This window comes from Rhodococcus sp. F64268 (genome assembly GCF_023015605.1).
Lineage (GTDB): Bacteria > Actinomycetota > Actinomycetes > Mycobacteriales > Mycobacteriaceae > Rhodococcus.
Window position 1 is genome coordinate 686,558 of the sequence record NZ_JALKAI010000001.1, and the last position, 19,889, is coordinate 706,446.

Here is a 19,889-nt window from a genome sequence, read left to right on the forward strand (position 1 = left end):
GACCTGTGATGTCGGCGGGTTATTGTTCCCGCCATGTCGAAAGCATTCACCTTCACCACCGAATTCGAGCACGGCGTCGACGCGATGCACGCCGCGCTGACCAGCGAGGACTTTTGGAAGAGCCGCGGCGGAGCAGACGCCGAAGGTAGCTCGATCGCCGTGACCGCCCCGGCCGGACCCGGAACGATTCGTGTCGAGATCACCGGCCGGATGGATCCTGCAGGGCTGCCTGCAGTCGTTCGCGGGGTTCTTCGCGGCCCCCTGGAAATGACCCGGACGGACGAATGGGGTGCGCTGGACGGTGGTGGCGCGCAGGGTGCGATGGCCGGAGGGTCCTCCAGCCTTCCCGTCACCATCTCGGGGCGCTCCGAACTGCGCCCCTCGGCGTCGGGCGGATCGGTCGTCGTGGTCACCGGTGAAGTCGGAGTCAAGATTCCGGTCGTCGGCGGTCAGGTCGAAGGTCTCGTCGTCCAGATGGTCGAGAGCATCGTCAAGGGCGATGAGAAGGAGCTGAACGACTGGCTCGCCGCGCACTGACGCCGAGGGGGGTCGCTCGGGCGACCCCACCACGTCGGGTCTCGTCGCCTGCCCGGCTGCGAGACCATACGGCATTGTGATCTGCGACACGCCGTTACCGGTCGTTGCGGGTGTGGCGTAGTGCGAGCAGTATGCGGGCCATGTCGGCACCGTGGGATGACGATGGCGGCTTCGCTTGGGAGCAACGCGAAGCCGGGCACACCTGGGAGCAGATCGGCGCCGAGCTCGGATGCCCCGCTCATGTGGCGCGCGAACTCGGAGAGCGGTACCACGCGGAATTCACGGCGTCGGCACTGCGCGATCAGCTCCCGTTGTTCGACCTCTCCGGTGGAGGTGGTCCCGAATGACGTGATCCCAGGGGCGGAAATGGGTATTGTCCCGGATGTCTCCCGAGCTGTCGCCGCGCACAATCGACATCGAGAATCTCCGGCAGCCGAAGGAGCTCGCCATGTCGAAACTGCGAAATATGTTGTCTACGTGCCTTATCGGAACATCCGTGCTCCTCGTCGGTGTTGCGACCGCAGGCGCGGCGCCGCCGTCTGCGGCGCAGGAACTCGCCTCCGACCTCCAGGCGATCGAAGACCTGCGGGTGCGCCAGCACGACGCGTGGAAGAACGGTGACGGTGCCGCATACGCTGCGATCCACACACACGACGCCGACGTGGTGACCTTCAGCGGCGATCTGCTGCACGGGCACGACGAGATCGCGTCGGGTATGCAGTACTTCTTCGACACCTATGTCGGCGGCACCGAACTGAAGGAAGTCTCGGAGAACATTGCCTTCCCCCGACCGGACGTGGCGATCATCATCCGCACCGGGTGCGTTCTCTGGAACGGCGACACGGAGTGCACCGACGAGGCGTTGTCGCGTAATTCGAGCGTCGCGCTGAAGACGGATGGACAATGGCTGATCCGCTCGTTCCAGAACACCCGTCTCGATCCGCTCCTGCCCCGATGAGCCCAGTTCGTTGCGAGTTCACCTGATCATCACCGGGCGGTGACCGTGTTGATGCATTACCCGGCGACCATCGAATACATGCAGGCACTTGTGCCCGACTCGCTGTTCGGTTTCCTCCAGGAAAGTGGCTTGGCCACATCCGGAGGTGAGGCGGCGGCGCTTCTCATGGAAGGCGCCGTGTGCGTCAACCATCTTCCTGTGCGGAATCCACGGAAGCGGCTGCAGACCGGAGATGTCGTGGCGGTGTCGGGCAGCGGTGTCGTCGCGGTGTTCGGTGCGAAGCCCTTGGCCTCCAGGAATGCAAGGCAGTTCTGAAGACAACGCAGTTCTGAAGGCAACGCAGCTCTGAAGAACGTTCGGACATGCGCAGGTCGGCGATTGTCGGCTCGGTGTGGTAAGCCGTAGCCGACGGATCGAACGACCCACGAGGGGGACCCACGCGTGCTCAGACTGCATCGTGCCGAGCGCACCGACACCCTGGCCGATGCACTCGCCGAACTTCTGTCCGTCCCGCCTGCCGATCCGTTCGCCCGCGAGATCGTCGCCGTACCGGCTCGAGGTGTCGAGCGGTGGCTCACCCAGCGGTTGTCGACGGTGCTCGGGGCCGTCGCCGGCGATGGGGTCGCTGCGAACATCGACTTCCCATCTCCGTCCCGTCTCGTCGACGAGGTACTCTCCGCTGCCGCGGACACCACCGCAGACGACGACCCTTGGCATCCGTCCCGCGTGTTGTGGGCGTTGCTCGACGTCATCGACGAGAACCTCGGCCGACCGTGGTGCGCAGCGCTCACCCGACACCTCGGCCACCGCACCGACGATCACCGGGCCGGCCGTCGCTACGCCACCGCCGAACACTTCCGCGACCTGCTGCGCAGCTACGGGCAGCACCGGCCACGAATGCTCACCGATTGGGCTGCAGGACACGACACCGACGGCACCGGGGCCATGCTCGACGAACACCTGCGCTGGCAGGCCGAACTGTGGCGCCGCCTGCGCGACCGCATCGGTGTCGACAGTCCCGCGCAGCGGCTCGACGAGGTGTGCGAACGGCTGCGCGCCGAGCCCGGAATCGTCGACCTGCCGGATCGGGTGTCGCTGTTCGGGCCCACCCGTCTAGACCGGGTGCAACTCGAAGTACTGGCGGCCCTGGGTGCCCGGCGAGACGTGCACCTGTGGCTGCCGCACGCGAGTCCTCGGATGTGGGCGAACCTCTCCGGCCGCGAGCAGGTTTCGCGGCGCGCGGACGATGGCAGGGTAGACCTCGTCGGCCATCCCCTTCTGGCGGCGCTTGCCCGTGACGTCCGCGAACTTCAGTGCGGGTTGTCCGAGCTCGGTGCAGTCGAGCAACAACACGAGGTACCTGCGCCCCCCGCCACGCTGCTCGGCAGGATCCAGGCGGACATCCGGGCCGACCGCGCTCCGCAGGTGGCCTGCGCCGAGGCCGACGGCACTGTGCAGATACACGCGTGTCACGGCCCGACCCGCCAGGTCGAGGTGCTTCGCGAATGCCTCCTGCACCTGTTCGAGAACGATCCGACCCTCGAACCTCGCGAGGTCATCGTCATGTGCCCGGACGTCGAGACCTACGCTCCGCTCGTCGCTGCGTCGTTCGGTCAGGACATCGGCGGGCATCCCGGACACGATCTGAGAGTCCGGCTGGCCGACCGCGGGTTGCGTCGTACCAACCCCGTGCTGTCCGTCGTTTCGGCACTGCTCGATCTCGCAGATGCACGCGTCACCGCGGGCGATGCGCTCGACCTCGCTGCGTCGGCACCGGTGCGGCGCATGTTCTCGTTCGACGACGACGATCTGGAGCGGTTGCAGGAATGGACTGCCGAGTCGGGCGCCCGCTGGGGGCTGGGCAAGAGGCAACGCAGCGCGTTCGGACTCGCCGACTTCCCGCAGAACACCTTCGGCACGGCGCTGGACCGAGTACTTCTCGGAGTCGCCGCCGACGGATCCGACAGCGAATGGCTGGCGCTTGCAATGCCACTCGATGACGTCGAGAGCAACGACATCGATCTCGCGGGACGGTTCGCCGAATACATCGACCGGCTCGACAAAGCGTTGTGGGTTCTGCGCCGACCCCAGGACGCAGCGCGGTGGGCGGACGCGCTCACGCACGCACTCGACCTACTTGTCGATGTTCCGGTCGCCGACGCATGGCAACGCGCGCAAGCACATCGCGAAATCGGCGCCGCTGTCGAACACAGCGGGGCCGCCGAGCTGCGACTGGCCGATGTGCGCGCTATGCTCGCCGGTCGGTTGGCGGGCCGTCCCACTCGCGCGAACTTCCGCACCGGCGAGCTCACGGTGTGCACCATGGTGCCGATGCGTTCGGTGCCGCATCGGGTGGTGGTGTTGCTGGGCCTCGACGACGACGTCTTCCCCCGCACCGCCCACATCGACGGCGACAATGTGCTCACCCAGAATCCCCGCATCGGCGAACGTGATCCTCGAAGCGAGGACCGGCAGTTGTTGCTCGACGCGATCATGTCGGCGGAAGAGAAGGTGCTGCTGTTCTACACCGGCGCGGATCCGGTCACCGGTGCGGCACGGCCACCCGCGATTCCACTCACCGAGGTGCGCGATGTCGTTGCCACGATGATCGGCGACGCGACGCAGGTGGTCCGCCGTCACCCGCTGCAGCCGTTCGACGCCCGGAACTTCCTGCCCGATGCGCCGTTCAGTTTCGACGAGACGGCGCTCGCCGGTGCCCGGGCGGCACAGAGCCCGAGCACGGGGGATGCGGCCCCCGCGCTCGCGCAGGTCTTCCTCGCCCCGCCCGAACAGCGGGCCGATATCGACCTCGGCGACCTCGTCTCGTATCTCGCGCATCCTGCCCAGGGGTTCCTGCGGCAACGCCTCGGTATCCGGATCCCCGAACCGGACGAAGGCACGACCGACGCGCTCGACGTCGACCTCGATCCGCTGGCCCGCTGGAACCTCGGCGACCGGATGCTCGAATCCCGCCTCGGCGGTGTCTCTGCAGCCGACTTCCGGGCCGCGGAGTGGCGCCGAGGGACGCTCCCGCCGTACGCGCTGGGCGAGAGGGCGCTCGACGACGTCACCCATGCGGTGGAAAGCCTCGTCTCCGCGTGCGCACCGGTACACAGCGGAAGACCCACGACCATCGACGTGATGGTCGATCTCGGCAACGGCCGACGGCTCACCGGCACGATCGGCGGCGTCCATGGCAACGTGATCGGCCGCAGCATCTTCTCGAAGTTGTCTGCCAAACATCGGATCACGGCCTGGATCCAGCTCTTGGCTGTCGCTGCTTCCGGTCGTGACGAAGGGTGGCAGGCCGTGACCACCGGTCGCGGCCGCGGGCGCATGCCTGCATGGCGTTCGACGATGATCGCGCCCGGCAACGCCCACGACCTGCTCCTGCAACTCGTCGATCTCCGCGACCGCGGCCTGGGCGCGGTGCTGCCGCTGACAACGGGGGCAGCCGCCGCGTATGCGGAGCAACGCGCGCGCGGTGGCTCCATCGACATGGCACTCGAATCCGCCGGAAACGAATTCGGAGGAAAGTTCGGCGACGGGAAGGACCGGCACGTGCAGTACCTGTACGGCAGCGGTGTCGGGTTCGGTGAGCTCACCGCAGCAGAACCGCTCGCCGACGAACGCACCTGGTTCGACGACCCGACCCGGTTCGGGGTGCTGTCCCGCCGGTTGTGGGCACCGCTGCTGGCGGCGGAGAAGCAGGGACGTCCGTGATGGGAAGTGGCAGCGTGACCGAAGGCGTAGTACCCGGTACGGCAACAGGATTCGACCTTCTGGGCGAGCTCCCGACGGGGACGACGGTCCTCGAGGCGTCGGCAGGGACCGGGAAGACCTACGCGATCGTGGGTCTCGCGACCCGATACGTCGCGGAAGGCCTCGTCGACCTGTCCGAACTCCTGCTCGTCACGTTCAGCCGTGCAGCAACGCAAGAACTCCGGGAACGGACCCGCGCCCGGTTCGCCGAGGTCGTGGACGCTCTCGCCGATCCCGAGGCTGCCGCAACAGACAGCGACCAGCTCATCCGGTACCTGGCCGCTCACGACATCGCCGGTCGTCGTACCCGCCTCCGGCAGGCCCTGTCGGACTTCGACGCCGCGACCATCGCCACGACTCATGGGTTCTGTCAGCGGATGCTCGACGAACTCGGCATCGCCGGCGAGCGCGAACCCGATGTCACTGTGGTGGAGGATGTCGACGACCTCACGATCGAGGTCATCGCCGATCTCTACCTGCAACGATACGGCCGATGCGAGCCACCAGTCTCCCATGCAGAGGCCACGACCGCCGCCCGCGCGGCGATCTTCGACCAGCAGGCGACGCTCGCTCCCGGGAACGCCGAGGGAACACCGGCGGGGGAGCGCGTCGAATTCGCGCGGGAGGTGCGTGCCGAGGTCGAGCGGCGGAAGCGAATGACGGGTTTGCGTGATTTCGACGACCAGCTCGCATTGCTACACCGTGTGCTGAGCGATCCTGAGCACGGTCTTGCCGCATGCCTACGGGTCCGCGCGCGGTTCGGCGTCGTTCTCGTCGACGAATTCCAGGACACGGACCCCAAGCAGTGGGAGATCCTTCACCGGGCGTTCCACGGCCACACCACTCTGGTGCTGGTGGGCGACCCGAAACAGGCGATCTACGCCTTCCGAGGTGCCGAAGTGTTGAGCTACCTCGATGCGGTGAACACGTCCGATGCCCATCGTGAACTCACCACCAACTGGCGTAGCGACGCCGATCTGATCTCTGCGCTCGACCACGTGTACGGCGGTGCAGCACTGGGTGATCCGAGGATCACCGTGCACCGAGTCGACGCCGCACGCCCCGGGACACGCCTTGCCGGGGCGACCCCGCTGCGTCTGCGTTACCTGCCGCGCATCGGAGCCGGACCGCTGGGCAAATCGGGATACCCGACGGTCGGGCCGCTGCGGGCCAACGTCGCGCGCGACGTCGCCGCCGATGTGGTCGCGCTGCTCGACAGTGACGCCACCATCGAACGGGCCGGGCGCCCGGAGCCCGTGCAACCCGGCCACATCGCGATCCTCGTGCGGACACACGCACAGGTCTCCCTCGTATACGACGAACTGCAACGGACGGGTGTGCCGTGCGTCCTTGCCGGCGGAACGAGTGTGTTCACGACCCCCGCGGCCCAGCAGTGGCTGTGGACTCTGCAGGCGCTCGAACAGCCGCACCGCGCGGATCGGGTGCGCCTCGCAGCGTTGACACCGCTGCTCGGGTACTCCGCGGAGGACCTCGTGGCGCGTGGCGACGAACTGGTCGCACAGGTCGGGGGCGCGCTCCGCGATCTCGCGATGGTGTTCGCACGGTCCGGATTCGCGGCCCTGTTCGAACGCCTCGCCACGATCAGCGAACTCGAAGCGCGCCTGCTCCGAACGGCATCGGGCGAGCGTCACCTGACCGACCTCCGACACCTCGCGGAACTGCTCGACGATGCGGCCGCATCCGACTCGTTCGGTGTTGCGGCGCTTACGCGGTGGTTCGAAGACCGGATGAACGATCCGGGACGAGGCAGCGCCGATCGCAGTCGTCGCCTCGACAGCGACGCAGCAGCCGTGCAGATCCTCACGGTGCACGGCAGCAAAGGGCTCGAATTCCCGGTCGTATACGTGCCGTACGCATGGGATGCCGCCAAGAACCCGAATCCCGACACCCTGCTGCTGCACGAGAACGGCCGCCGCATCCTCGACGTCGGGGGTGAGGGCAGCCCGGGCTACGGCGAGCGCCGACGCACCCACGAGGCGGAGGAAGCGGGTGAGGAACTGCGACTGCTGTATGTGGCGTTGACCCGAGCCTGTTGTCAGCTCACGCTGTGGTGGGCGCCGTCCTACGGGACCGCCCGCTCACCGCTGCACCGCGTGTTGTTCGCCCGCACCCCGGGCAGCTCCGAGGTTGCGCCCGCAGCGGGCATTCCGGCCGATTCGGTGATGGCCGAACAGTTCGCGGCGTGGGCGAAGGCCTCCGGCGGTCTGATCTCCGTCGAGGCCACGGGCATCGTCGGAAAGAGGGAGATCACCTGGGCGAAGCCGCAGCAGGACGAAACGTCCCTGGTTGCTGCACGGTTCACCCGCGTGCTCGACGGCACGTGGCGGCGCACCTCGTATTCGGCGCTCACTGCCTCGGCACACGACGGTGCCGGCGTCGGCAGCGAGGTCGAAACGCCGGAGAAGGACGACGAGCCGGAAGAGCCCCCGCTGGCAACCCCCGTCTCCATGGTCGAGGGGATCCCCTCGACCATGAACGCCTTGCCCGGCGGCACGGTCTTCGGCACACTCGTGCACTCCGTGTTCGAAATCGTGGACACCTCCGCCGCCGACCTCGCCGCCGAACTGACCGCGTGTTGTCGCGACGTAGTGGCGCAGCGACTATCCGACGTCGACCCCGAAGAGCTTGCGCAGGCGCTGCTGCCCGTCTTGGACACCCGGCTCGGCCCGCTCGAACGCACGCTGGCCGACTTCTCGCCGAAGGACAGGCTCGCCGAGCTCGACTTCGAGTTGCCACTTGCGGGCGGTGACGATCCCGCTGCCGTGACCGTCACCCTGGCTCAGGTCGCCGATCTGCTGCGACGCCACCTCACACCGGATGATCCGTTGTTCGAGTACGCCGATCATGTGCGCGACCTCGAGCCGGTGCCGTTGCGCGGATACCTCACGGGCAGCATCGATGCTGTCCTACGCCTCGACGGGCCGCGGTTCGTCGTGGTCGACTACAAGACCAACCGGCTTGCGCCCGGTGAGCTGACAACGGCCCACTACACCCGCGACGCGATGGCAGCGGAGATGATCCGTGCCCACTACCCTATGCAAGCGCTGTTGTATTCGGTTGCGCTGCACCGGTACTTGCGGTGGCGCCTGCCCGGATACCATCCCGAGACACATCTCGGTGGTTCGCAATATCTGTTCGTTCGCGGCATGGCCGGACCGGACACTCCTCCCGGAAGCGGTGTGTTCGAGTGGGCACCGCCCGCATCGCTCGTCACCGACCTGTCGGATCTGCTCGCGGGAAAGGCCGTACCGTGATCGAAGCCAGAATTGCGCAGCGAGGCAAAGGCGCACTGCGCGAGTTCAACGAAGCCGGCGTGCTGGCCGCTGCCGACGTCCACGTCGCACTGAGACTCGCGAACCTCGGCGGCGAACCGAACACCGACGTGCATCTCGCCACCGCCCTCGCCGTGCGGGCCGTACGTTCCGGTTCGGTGTGCCTCGACCTGACGCGACTGCGGGACGTCACCGTCGAAGAAGACGAGGACGGCAACCCGGTGGTCGACCCGGAATCCTTGCCGTGGCCACACGACGGTGAGGTCCTCGGTGCGCTGCAGCGCAGTCCACTCGTGATCGGCGGCGGCCACGGGTCGCTGCGCCCACTGCGCCTGATCGACACCGACGAAGGGCCACTGCTCTACCTCGATCGGTACTTCCGTCAAGAACAGACGATCAGGGAGGTCCTCGCCGCCCGCAGCGACGGCTTCCCCGCGGCCGACGAAGACCGGCTTTCCGCAGCACTCGACGAACTGTTTCGCGACCAGGCCGACCGGACGAAGCCGTCTCCTGCGCCGGATCGTCAACGTGTCGCGGCTGCGCTTGCCGCCACGCACCGCACCACCGTGATCGCCGGCGGCCCGGGAACCGGAAAGACACACACCGTCGCGCGGATTCTCGCATTGCTCGAGACGATGGAAGGCCCCGGTCTACGCATCGGACTGGCGGCACCCACAGGTAAGGCCGCGGCACGTCTGCAGGAATCCGTGCGCGAGCAGGAGTCGGTGCTGCCGCTGCCTCCGGGGCTCAGCGCCATGACACTGCATCGCATGCTGGGCTGGCAACGCGGCCGCACCCGATTCCGCTACCACGCCGACAATCACCTGCCGTACGACGTCATCGTCGTCGACGAGACCTCGATGGTGTCACTGACGATGATGTGCCGGCTCCTCGAAGCGGTCCGGCCCGATACGCGCCTCGTCCTGGTCGGCGACCCCGACCAGCTCGCCTCCGTCGACGCGGGTGCCGTGCTCGCCGACCTGATCGCGCGGCCGGTTTCCGGCGACGTCAACCCGGTGTTCACCAGGGCCGCAGCCCGCGACCTCGAGGCGGCCGACGACCCGGACGAGGCTGCCTTCAGGCCTGTCGAACACGACCGGTTGCGGGGCGGGATCGTCCGGTTGAGCCGCGGTCGCCGATTCGGCGGCGAGATCGCGCGCCTGGCGGTTGCGGTGCGCGACGGCGACGGCGACAAAGCTCTGGAGATCCTGAACAGCGGAGCGCCAGAGATCGCGTTCCACCGGCCCGACGACATCGAGTTGCTGAGACGCGACGTGGTGAACTCGGCCCAGGAGGTCACCACAGCAGCGCTGACCGGCGACATCCATGCAGTTCTCGAACGATTCGAGACCCACCGGTTGCTGTGCGCGCACCGCGATGGACCGTACGGGGTGCAGCGGTGGGCGCGTCAGGCCATGGAATGGATCAGTGCGTCCACGGGCCGACGCCTCGACCCCGAGCGCTGGTATCCGGGGCAGCCGCTGCTGGTCACGGCCAACGACCACGAGGCCCGCGTGTACAACGGAGACACCGGTGTTGTCGTGCGCCGCGACGACGGCGATCTCGTTGCCGCCTTCGCGCGCGGCGAACAGCCGTTCGTGCTCCATCCGAGCCAGTTGTCGGCGGTGCAGACCGTGTACGCGATGACGATCCACCGCAGCCAGGGAAGCCAGTACGGCACCGTGTCGGTGATATTGCCCGACGAACGGTCGTCGTTGCTCACCCGCGAGCTGCTGTATACGGCGATCACGCGCGCGCGGTCCAAGGTGCGGATCGTGGGGACGGAAGCGGCGGTGCGTGCGGGAGTCGAGCGGCAGGTGCTGCGAGCCAGCGGGTTGCGGCGCGAGATTCGGATCTGACTCTCCGGTCGCCATCAGGCGTGCCATCCTGGAGGGACACTGCACTCGGTCGACGCAGCGGACCGTCGGCGGGGAGCGACGACTGTGCACTGGTTGGATGCGGACGGATACGTGATCGGGCGACTGTTGGTCACCCGAGGTCTCGCCGCGCTGTATCTGGTGGCGTTCCTGGCCGCTCTACTGCAGTTCCGGGCACTGATCGGCGAGCGAGGAATACTCCCCGTCCCGGACTTCGTGCGGGATCACCCGTTCCGTTCCGCACCGAGCCTGTTCCACGTGCGGTTCACCGACCGCACGTTCGCAACGGTGGCGACGATCGGTGCGGTCCTGGCGCTGCTGACCGTCGCGGGCGTCACCGAGCGCCTACCGTTGATCGCCTGCATGCTCGTGTGGTTCGCGCTGTGGGTGCTGTATCTGTCGATCGTCAACGTCGGTCAGGTCTGGTATTCGTTCGGTTGGGAATCGTTGCTGCTCGAAGCCGGAGTGCTCGCGGTCTTCCTGGGCAACGTGGATACTGCCCCGCAGTTCCTGGTGCTGCTCCTGATCCGCTGGCTGCTGTTCCGCGTCGAGTTCGGAGCGGGCATGATCAAATGGCGCGGCGACCGCTGTTGGCGGGACCTGACGTGCCTGTACTACCACCACGAGACGCAGCCGATGCCCGGCCCGCTCAGCCGATGGTTCCATCGCTTGCCGCGCCCGCTACATCGGCTGGAGGTGGCCGGGAACCATGTGACACAGCTCGTGGTGCCTTTCGCGTTGTTCACGCCGCAGCCCGTCGCGGGAATCGCCGCCGGGGTCATGATCGCGACGCAGCTGTGGCTGGTGGCCAGCGGCAACTTCGCATGGCTGAACTGGGTGACGATCGTGCTGGCGCTTTCGGTGTTGCCCGACCGATTCTATGCCGCCCTCGTCACTCCGAATTCCGATTTCGCGCCCACTCCCGCGCCGTTCACCGCGGCGGTGCTCGCTTTGACCGCCGTGGTGGCGGTGCTGAGCTATCGGCCGGCGCGGAACCTGATATCGAAGCGGCAGGCGATGAATGCGTCGTACAACCCGTGGCATTTCGTCAACACCTACGGTGCGTTCGGCAGCATCACCCGTAGCCGCAGGGAAGTGATCGTCGAAGGCACCACCGATGCGGTTGTCACCCCGGCTACAGAGTGGCTCGAGTACGAATTCAAAGGCAAGCCCGGCGATGTGTTTCGCCGGCCCCGCCAATGTGCGCCCTACCATCGCCGGCTCGATTGGCTGATGTGGTTCGCTGCTATCTCCCGTGACTATGCAGTCGGCTGGTTCCCTCGGTTCGTAGCGCGGCTTCTCGACAACGACCCCGCCACCCTGCGGTTACTGCGTCACAATCCGTTTCCCGATGCGCCGCCGGCTCTGGTTCGTGCGCGCGTGTTCCGCTATCGGTACACCACCTCTGACGAGCATCGCGCGACCGGAGCCTGGTGGGTGCGTTCACCGGCGGGCGATTTCATGCTGCCGGTCTCGCGAGTGGACCTCGCGGGCCTGTGAACGCAGCGTCTCACGACTCAGGGCGTCACCACAGCTCGTAGTCGTCGGCTGACACCGTGAAGCCGTGCGCGTCCGACTCGCAAGTGACACCCGTGCTTTCGTCGATCGTGCAGGTGAACACGCTGACCTTCAGCGCTTCCCCGTACGGGAGGACCTGTGCTGTCCGGTTGGGGTCCATGAAGGCGATGTCGCCGATGTTGCTGAACTGGCCCTCGCCGGACGATTCCACGATCACGACGTTCGCCGGCACCGTCACATCCGACGCTCCGCTCCCCGGCACGCGGGGCGCGCTCGACGGCATGGTGCCCTGGCAACCCGCAACAGGGTCGGTGTGAGTGAGGATCGCGCACTCGAACTTCCCGCTCTCGGAGAGGAAGTAGTATACGCCGGGCTGCGAGCCCGCGTAGTCCGCAGCGTCCGCCTGGACCGGCGCCTTCGTCGTGGTCGTCGTCGTGGTTGTCGGTGCAGACGATGTCGTCGGTGCTGCAGACGTGGTCGGGTCGGCGGCGGTGGCCTCGCCGGAAACAGTGCTGCTGCAGGCTGTGGCGGTGACGAGCGCTGCGGCGAGTGCGATGAACGATGCGGTTGTGCCCCGGCTGATCATGCCGGGAGCATAGCGACCTGTTCAGGCCGGTGTGTCACCAGATGCTGGACCACGAACTGCGCATCGGCGCCGGCCCCACCGATGAGCATGGACCGGAACGACGACTGGAATGCCAGGCCGACGAAGTACAGACCGGGTGCATCCGCGACCACCCCGCGCTGTTCGAGCGGCCAGCCGTCCTCACCGAGGACAGGGAGATCGATCCAGCTGTAGTCCTGATGGAACCCGGTGCACCAGACGATGTTCGTTGCATCGACAATCCGGTCGTCCCCGAGAAGCGCTCGGCCGCCGCGGACTCCGGTCATGCGGTCGGTGACGCGTTCGACCCCGGCGGCGGTGAGATCCGCTCGCTTGACGCGAAGCGCCGGTGCGCCATGAAGCCGTTCGTGACGCCGGAGCTTCCTCCCGATCGGTGTCCGCAGCGACATGACATGTCCCCACACGAACCAGAGGACGGGAAAGAGGGCATGCATCCGGCGGGATTCCAACGGAACCGGAATCTGCCCGGTGTCGCGCCCGCACAGGATGGTGCGGTGTGTGTCCGCGACCTCGAATGCGATGTCGCAACCCGAATGCGAGGCGCCCACCACGAGCACGGGTCCGTCCTGTAGTTGAGCAGGATTGTGGTACTCGCTCGAGTGCAGCTGGAGGATCGACGGGTCGAGTTCGTGTGCGAACTCGGGTACGGCAGGGGCCCGCCCGAAGGTGCCGGTCGCTACCACGACGTTGTGTGCGACGAACCGCACTGCCCCGCAGTCGACGAGATACTGATCGTCGGAGGGCACCGACGAGGTTGCTTTCGACAACAGCATCGACGAGGTTGCCTTCGACAACAGCATCGACGAGGTTGCCTTCGACAACAGTGTCACGCGGTGGACTCGGGTGGAGGTGTGTACCGGCAGATCGAACGTCTCCGCGTAGGTTTCCAGATAGTTCGCTACCTGATCCTTTCCGGGAAACGAATCGGGCTCTGCGGGGAACTTCATACCGGGCAGAGCGTCGCGACCGGCCGGGCTGTACAGTCGCAGCGAATCCCAATGGCAGCGCCAGTTGTCGCCGAGACTTGGGTTCGCGTCGAGGATCACGAAGCGTCGCCCCTTGCGGGCGAGGTGGTATCCGGTGGCCAGGCCGGCTTGTCCCGCTCCGATGACGACGGTGTCGAGGGAGGTGGTGGGCACGGCTGCACCGGTCGAGGGAAGCGGTGTAGTAGTCATGCTTCGACGGTATGAGTGGGGCAGGTACCCCGCATCGGGCGATATGTGCAGATACACAGGCCCTGCATCATGGGTAATTGTGTGTAGAGGACCATTCACATGAGGTTGTGTTCGTACGCATACGCGGTGGCGGCCGAACGCGACGAGACATCGAGTTTGGCGAAGATGTTGCTCAGGTGACGGGCGACCGTCTTCTCGCTGAGGACCAGGGTTTCGGCGATCTCGCGGTTGGTTTTACCGGCGGCAACCACGCGCAGCACCTCGACCTCGCGTGGCGTCAGACCCGCCGGAGTCGACGGGCGCGGAACGTAGCGACGGAGCTGCTCGAGATCGTTCGTCGCCCCGAGTTCTCGGAAGAGTGTCGCGGCCGACTCGAACTCCATCATTGCGGTGTCCTGGTCGCCGAGTGCGTCGCAGCAGCGTCCCTGCAGTACTCGGACCTGTGCGCAGGGATAGGGCGCGTCGAGGTCCTGCCACAATCGCCACGCGGTTCGGAGGCGGTCGAGGGCCTGACGGGAGTCGCCCTCGGCGAACAGCACGGCACCGAATGCCTGTGCGGCCATGGCGGTGAGCGCTGTGGACTCGGCTCGGGATGCCACGGCGTCCAGTTCCTCCGCGAAGCGACGTGCACCCACGACGTTGCCGTCGACGATCGCCACCTCGACGGCAGCTTCGAGCATTCGCGGACGGTAGAGCGACGTCGACTCGGACAGAGCGCGATCGATTCCCGCGCGAGCGCTGTCGAGGTTTCCCTGCGCAAGCCGCAGCCGGGCCAGGCCCGGATGAACCTCGTGGCCGGCGAGCGCCGCCCGACGATACGCGGCGTCGGCGGCGGAGAACTCACCGCGCACACGGTGCAGTTCGGCAAGTTCGTAGTGGGCCATACCGATCGCAGGGTTGGCGACAGGTTCGGACAACCGGCGGCACGCGAGCCTCGCCTGTTCCATCGCGTCTCGCCACGCACCGTGCAGGTGCAGCATCTCGGCTCGGTGGACAAGACATTGGCCTCGGAACGGCACGAGGTCGGGCTGTGCATCGCACCAGTCGCCCAGCGCGCGCGTCCACTCGGCGGCACGGCGGAGCTGATAGGTCTCATGGCAGGTGATGATTGCCGCGCAGTAGAGGATCCCGGTCGCGATGGGGGAGACCTCACCGGTCGTCACCGACACCATGGTCTCGTCGAGCACTGCAAGGCCGTCTCGCGTGTGACCGAGTAGGATCCGTGCCTGCCCGACGCCGATTCCACTGAGTGCCACGAGGTCGCGGTGGCCGCACTCCAGACCGATCTCGCGAGCAGCGGTGAGCGTCATCAGCGCGGCCTCGGGGTCACCGCCGAGCAGCGTCCCGATCGCGGGTGGCAGGGTGAGCAGCGCCCGGACCGCGCGCACCGCGTCGGTGGAACGTTGCGCAGAGAGGGCGCGTTCGGCACGGGCGAGCCACCCGGCGGTACGCGCGGCCTCGCCGAGGTCGGACAGGATGTACGCGAGCCAGAAAGTGCTCTGGCCTGCGCGGTCGGGCCGGCCATCGGCGAGGTGCGCGGTAATTGCGCGTTCGAGCAGCCGGATGCACTGGTCCTCACTGCCGATCAGATATGTACATTGCGCTGCGCGGTCGAGATCCGCGGCAGAGAGGGAGCGGAGCTCGTCCGCCACCCGGAACTGGTCGGCCGCGAGTATCCACGCTCGGTCGCGGAACGCGGTGTCCGCGAGAGCGAGCGCATCCGATGCGTCCATCGCGCTCCTCTCCGCCCGGAATCGAATTCTACGCGGCCGGGCGGGGCACGACGGGTCAGTCGCCCACCCGCTCCCCGGTCTCGGGATGGAACAGGTGCACGGCGCCCTCACGCTTACGCAGATGGATCGTGTCCGCGAGGCGGGCGGGGGTACGGGTCAGTGAGCGCGCGACGATCTGATCTCCGCTTCCGGGTACCCGTGTGTGGACGTACGATTCGCTGCCGAGCTCTTCCACGAGTTCGACGACTGCCTCCACACCCTCACCCTCGGTGATTTCGAACTGCTCAGGACGGATCCCCGCCGTGACGGATGTGATCCCGGCCGAGTGAAGGCTGGTGATCCGGTCACGTTCGACCGGGATCACCGTGTTGCCCAAGAGGACTCCGTCATCGGTGACGGTGGCGGGGAGCAGATTCATCGCCGGGGAACCGATGAACCCGGCGACGAAGGCGTTCGCCGGGCGGTCGTACAGTTCGGTCGGCGACGAGAACTGCTGCAGTTGCCCCCGCTTCAGCACGGCGACGCGATCGCCCATCGTCATTGCCTCGACCTGGTCATGGGTGACGTACACGGTGGTGGTGCCCAGGCGACGCTGGAGGGCAGCGATCTGTGTGCGGGTCTGCACACGCAGCTTCGCATCGAGGTTCGAGAGTGGTTCGTCCATGCAGAACACCTGCGGTTCGCGGACGATCGCACGTCCCATTGCGACACGCTGGCGCTGACCACCCGACAGCTTCGCGGGCTTGCGGTCGAGGTATTCGGTGAGGTCGAGGACCTTGGCTGCCTCCTCGACCTTCCGTCGACGTTCCTCGGCGCCGATCCCGCGCATCTTGAGGGCGAAGCCCATGTTCTCGGCGACGGTCTTGTTCGGGTACAGCGCGTAGTTCTGGAAGACCATGGCGATGTCGCGATCTTTGGACGGCACACCTGTCATGTCGACGCCGCCGATGGAAATCGAGCCCTCGTCGATGTCTTCGAGCCCTGCGAGCATGCGCAGGGCTGTACTCTTACCCGACCCTGACGGCCCGACGAGGACGACGAACTCACCGTCCTCGATATCGAGGTCGAGCGAGTCGACGGCGAGTGAATCGGAGTTCTCGTAGATGCAGGAGGCGTTCCGATAGGTGATCTCGGCCATGATGGAAACCCTTCGTTTCGGGAGGAAGTCGAGAATCGGTGGCTTACTTGATGGCGCCGAACGACAGGCCGCGTACGAGCTTGTTCTGGGCGATCCATCCGGCGAGCACGACGGGGAGGGCAGCCATCGTCGCGGCAGCGGACAGCTGCGCCCAGTACAGTCCCTCGCCGGTGATGAACCCGACCAGGAACACCGGGATCGTCTGGGCCTGAACGGCAGTGAGGTTGACGGCGAAGAAGAACTCGTTCCACGAGAAGATCACGCAGATGAGCGCGGTCGCGGCGATGCCGGGTGAGACGAGCGGGAGTATCACCTCGCGCACGGAAGTCCACAGACTCGCGCCATCCATGCTGGCGGCCTCGAGCAGTTCGCCCGGGACTTCGAGGAAGAACGACCGCATCATCCACACGGCGATGGGCAGGTTCATCGCGGTGTACAGGACGATCAGAGCCCAGATATTGTCGAGTAGACCGATATTCGCGACGATCACGTACAACGGGATGATCGCCGCGACGATCGGCAGCATCTTTGTACTGATGAAGAAGAACAGCGCGTCCTGGGTCTTGCGGACCGGCCGCAACGACAATGCGAATGCCGCGGGCACGCCGAGCAGGAGCACGAACACGGTCGAGACGATGGTCGCGAACGCCGAATTGAGCAGTGCTGTGCTCGCGCCGGTCTCGAAGACGGAACGGAACTGTTCCAAAGTGGGTGTGAAGATGAATTTCGGAGGGTCGGAGTAGGCGTCCGACTCCTGTTTGAATGCGGTGAGCACCATCCAGAACACTGGGAAGAAGAAACCGATGGCGGCGATCCAGGCGACGATGCCCCACGGGTTCATCTTGCGGTGCTTGCGTTTGCGGACCGTTCGTGTGGCCTTCCCGGTCGGCAGCGTGGTGTCCGATGTCTGCGGGCCCGCAGCTGTGGTGCTCATGCCGCTTCCTCCTTACCGGTGAACGACTTGAAGATCAGGCGCAGTGCGAAGGTCGCGATGACGATCGTGGCGATCACGACGACCACACCCATCGCCGCGGCCTGGCCGATGTCGAAGCCGAGGAACGCACGCTGGTAGATGTAGAACGGGAGATTCGCGCTCGCCGTCCCGGGCCCGCCCTGCGTCATCATGTAGATCGCGTCGAACGTGTTGATGAGATAGATGGCGCCGAGCACCGTGCCGAGTTCGATGAATCGACGCAGGTGCGGCAGTGTGAGTTCGCGGAACAGTGAGAAACCGCTCGCTCCGTCGACGCGACCTGCCTCGAGGATGTCGCGGGGCATCGACTGCAGCCCGGCGAGGATCAACAGCATCATGAACGGTGTCCACTGCCAGATCAGCGCGACCATCACCGTGGGCAGCGGGTATCGGCTGATCCAATCGACCTCGCCGACCCCGAACGGGGACAGGACCCAGTTCACGATCCCGAAGATGGGATCGAACATCGAGGTCTTCCACACCAGTGCCGCGGCGACAGGGGTGACCAGGAACGGTGTGATCAGCATGGTGCGGACGATGCCCCTGCCGAGGAACACGCGGTCGAGCAGTAGCGCGAGCAGTAGGCCGAGAACCACCGAGATCAGCACGGTACCGACGATGAGGATGACGGTGTTGAGTGCTACCTGCCAGAACTGACTGTCCTGGAACACATCGACGTAGTTCTGTAGCCCGACGAACCGTCGGGAACCGGGGCTGACGAGGTTCCAGGACTGCGTGGAGTAGAAGAGGGTGAACAGGAACGGTATCTGTGTCACCACGATCATGAAGATCAGTGCGGGCAGCAGGGGGCCACGCAGCCGCCAGCCCTCGGCACGGGAGACTTTCTCGTTCTTCGCTGCTTTGACACGGCGGATGCGTTCGGCTACATCCGGTGTCGGTTGAGGCACATCGAGGGCAGTCACTGCGATTCCTCCCGATACGTTGCGCCGACGGCTTCGGCGTACTTCTGGGCTTGATCGAGCGCTTCAGCGACAGTTTGACGGCCGGCGATGGCAGCGCTGATCTGTTGGCTCACCCGGGTGCCGAGGTCCTGGAATTCGGGTATCGCCAAGAATTGGATTCCGGTGTACGGAACTGGGTCTACTGTGGGGTTCGCTTGGTCGGCACCCTCGATGGATTCGAGAGTGATGGGCCCGTAAGCCTGCGACGCCTCCTTGTATTCGGGGATCTCGTACGTCGAGAGGCGGCTACCGGGGGGAACGCGCTCCCACCCGAGTTCTTCACCGACCAGGCGCATGTAATTCTGGTCGGTCATCCACGAGATGAACTTCCATGCGTCGTCGGCGTTCTCACTGCTCGCAGGGATTCCGAGCGACCACGTGTAGAGCCAGCCGGACGGGTCCTTCTCCATGACGGGTGCGGGGGCATAGCCGATCTTGCCGACAACATTGCTCGAGGACGGGTCTTCCAGCGTCGAGACCGCAGAGGTCGAGTCGTACCACATCGCGACACGGCCCTGCGCGAGTTGCGTGGCGCATTCGGTGAACCCGCTGGTAGCAGCGCCGGGCTGACCGTAGGTGCGGACGAGGTCGACATAGAACTCGACGGCGCGTTGCACCTCGGGAGAGTTGAGCTGGGCGTTCCAGTCCTCGTCGAACCAACGGCCGCCGAAGGTGTTGATCACGGTGTCGAGCGGTGCCAGCAGCTCACCCCAACCGGGCTTGCCTCGCAGGCAGATCCCGTTGACATCCGGTCCGTCGAGTTGTGCAGCGGCATCGGCGACCTCGTCCCAGGTCGGTGGATCGGACAGGGTGATGCCGGCTTCCTCGAACAGATCCTTCCGGTACATGAGGAACGAGGATTCGCCGTAGAACGGCACCGAATACATGTCGCCGTTGTACGAGAGCGCCTCACGCAGTGACGGAATGAAGTCGTCCTCGTCGTATCCTTCGGTGGCGTCGATGAACGGGCCCAGGTTGGTCAGCCACCCGTACTCCGCCCACTGCGGCGTCTCGTAGTTGCTGATCATCACCACGTCGAATTCGCCCCCGCCCATCGCGGTGGACGCGGTGATCTTCGCGCGCGCTTCGTTCTCCGACAGTGTGACGAAGCGGAGATCGATGTCCGGATTCTCCTCCTCGAATTGCGACGCGAGCGAGCGCGCGTCCGTCATCTGGGAGTTGGACACCATCGCGATGGTGACGGTCCGGTCGGATGCGCCGAGGGATCCGGCTCCGGCGCAGCCGGAAAGCGCCAGGCACAGCGCTCCGGCTCCGGCAATCAGCTTGCCGGTGAAACTGGGTGTGCGGGTACTGCTTCCGGGTGGTTGCAACGCCATC

15 protein-coding genes are annotated in these 19,889 nt (G+C 66.2%); 8 read left to right on the forward strand and 7 right to left on the reverse strand.

Annotated features, from left to right (window positions below; genetic code table 11):
* Positions 1 to 33: 33 nt before the first annotated feature.
* The 8 genes from MWU77_RS03300 (at position 34) to MWU77_RS03335 (ending at position 11,927) form a co-directional block, all read left to right on the forward strand.
* Complete coding sequence (locus MWU77_RS03300; RefSeq protein WP_169687666.1) at positions 34 to 537, forward strand: DUF2505 domain-containing protein; 504 nt, start codon at positions 34 to 36, stop codon at positions 535 to 537.
* 140 nt (positions 538 to 677) lie between these two features.
* Complete coding sequence (locus MWU77_RS03305) at positions 678 to 884, forward strand: hypothetical protein (protein ID WP_169687665.1); 207 nt, start codon at positions 678 to 680, stop codon at positions 882 to 884.
* Between the two features lie 101 nt (positions 885 to 985).
* Positions 986 to 1,495, forward strand: coding sequence for an SgcJ/EcaC family oxidoreductase (locus MWU77_RS03310; protein WP_169687664.1), 510 nt, complete (start codon positions 986 to 988; stop codon positions 1,493 to 1,495).
* Positions 1,496 to 1,534: 39 nt separating this feature from the next.
* The gene (locus MWU77_RS03315; RefSeq protein ID WP_247272926.1) at positions 1,535 to 1,810 is read left to right on the forward strand and encodes a S4 domain-containing protein; all 276 of its coding nucleotides are present in this window, start codon (positions 1,535 to 1,537) and stop codon (positions 1,808 to 1,810) included.
* Between the two features lie 126 nt (positions 1,811 to 1,936).
* Complete coding sequence (gene recC, locus MWU77_RS03320) at positions 1,937 to 5,218, forward strand: exodeoxyribonuclease V subunit gamma (protein WP_247272927.1); 3,282 nt, start codon at positions 1,937 to 1,939, stop codon at positions 5,216 to 5,218.
* The gene (locus MWU77_RS03325; RefSeq protein ID WP_374229799.1) at positions 5,218 to 8,532 is read left to right on the forward strand and encodes a UvrD-helicase domain-containing protein; all 3,315 of its coding nucleotides are present in this window, start codon (positions 5,218 to 5,220) and stop codon (positions 8,530 to 8,532) included. Before recC ends, MWU77_RS03325 begins: the two co-directional genes overlap by 1 nt.
* Positions 8,529 to 10,409, forward strand: a complete 1,881-nt coding sequence (gene recD / locus MWU77_RS03330; protein WP_247272929.1) for an exodeoxyribonuclease V subunit alpha — start codon at positions 8,529 to 8,531, stop codon at positions 10,407 to 10,409. Before MWU77_RS03325 ends, recD begins: the two co-directional genes overlap by 4 nt.
* Positions 10,410 to 10,493: 84 nt before the next feature.
* Positions 10,494 to 11,927 (forward strand): lipase maturation factor family protein, encoded by a 1,434-nt coding sequence (locus MWU77_RS03335; protein ID WP_169687660.1) that lies wholly within the window; start codon positions 10,494 to 10,496, stop codon positions 11,925 to 11,927.
* A gap of 25 nt (positions 11,928 to 11,952) precedes the next feature.
* On the opposite strand, the gene MWU77_RS03340 is transcribed toward MWU77_RS03335, so the two are convergent.
* The 7 genes from MWU77_RS03340 to MWU77_RS03370 all read right to left on the reverse strand — a co-directional run bounded on the left by MWU77_RS03340 (position 11,953) and on the right by MWU77_RS03370 (position 19,888).
* Positions 11,953 to 12,531 (reverse strand): hypothetical protein, encoded by a 579-nt coding sequence (locus MWU77_RS03340; protein ID WP_169687659.1) that lies wholly within the window; start codon positions 12,529 to 12,531, stop codon positions 11,953 to 11,955.
* On the reverse strand, positions 12,528 to 13,745 hold the full coding sequence (locus MWU77_RS03345; RefSeq protein WP_169687658.1) for an NAD(P)/FAD-dependent oxidoreductase: 1,218 nt from the start codon (positions 13,743 to 13,745) through the stop codon (positions 12,528 to 12,530). The genes MWU77_RS03340 and MWU77_RS03345 overlap by 4 nt, the downstream gene beginning before the upstream one ends.
* Before the next feature lie 95 nt (positions 13,746 to 13,840).
* Positions 13,841 to 15,478 (reverse strand): helix-turn-helix transcriptional regulator, encoded by a 1,638-nt coding sequence (locus tag MWU77_RS03350; RefSeq protein ID WP_169687657.1) that lies wholly within the window; start codon positions 15,476 to 15,478, stop codon positions 13,841 to 13,843.
* 55 nt (positions 15,479 to 15,533) lie between these two features.
* Positions 15,534 to 16,616, reverse strand: coding sequence for an ABC transporter ATP-binding protein (locus MWU77_RS03355; RefSeq protein ID WP_169687656.1), 1,083 nt, complete (start codon positions 16,614 to 16,616; stop codon positions 15,534 to 15,536).
* A 43-nt stretch (positions 16,617 to 16,659) separates the two neighbouring features.
* Positions 16,660 to 17,550 carry a carbohydrate ABC transporter permease gene (locus MWU77_RS03360; protein WP_169687655.1) on the reverse strand — a complete coding sequence of 297 codons (891 nt, stop codon included), beginning with the start codon at positions 17,548 to 17,550 and terminating at the stop codon, positions 16,660 to 16,662.
* Positions 17,547 to 18,512 carry a carbohydrate ABC transporter permease gene (locus MWU77_RS03365; protein ID WP_169687654.1) on the reverse strand — a complete coding sequence of 322 codons (966 nt, stop codon included), beginning with the start codon at positions 18,510 to 18,512 and terminating at the stop codon, positions 17,547 to 17,549. Before MWU77_RS03365 ends, MWU77_RS03360 begins: the two co-directional genes overlap by 4 nt.
* Positions 18,509 to 19,888 carry a sugar ABC transporter substrate-binding protein gene (locus MWU77_RS03370; protein ID WP_247272930.1) on the reverse strand — a complete coding sequence of 460 codons (1,380 nt, stop codon included), beginning with the start codon at positions 19,886 to 19,888 and terminating at the stop codon, positions 18,509 to 18,511. Before MWU77_RS03370 ends, MWU77_RS03365 begins: the two co-directional genes overlap by 4 nt.
* Between the last annotated feature and the right edge of the window lies 1 nt (position 19,889).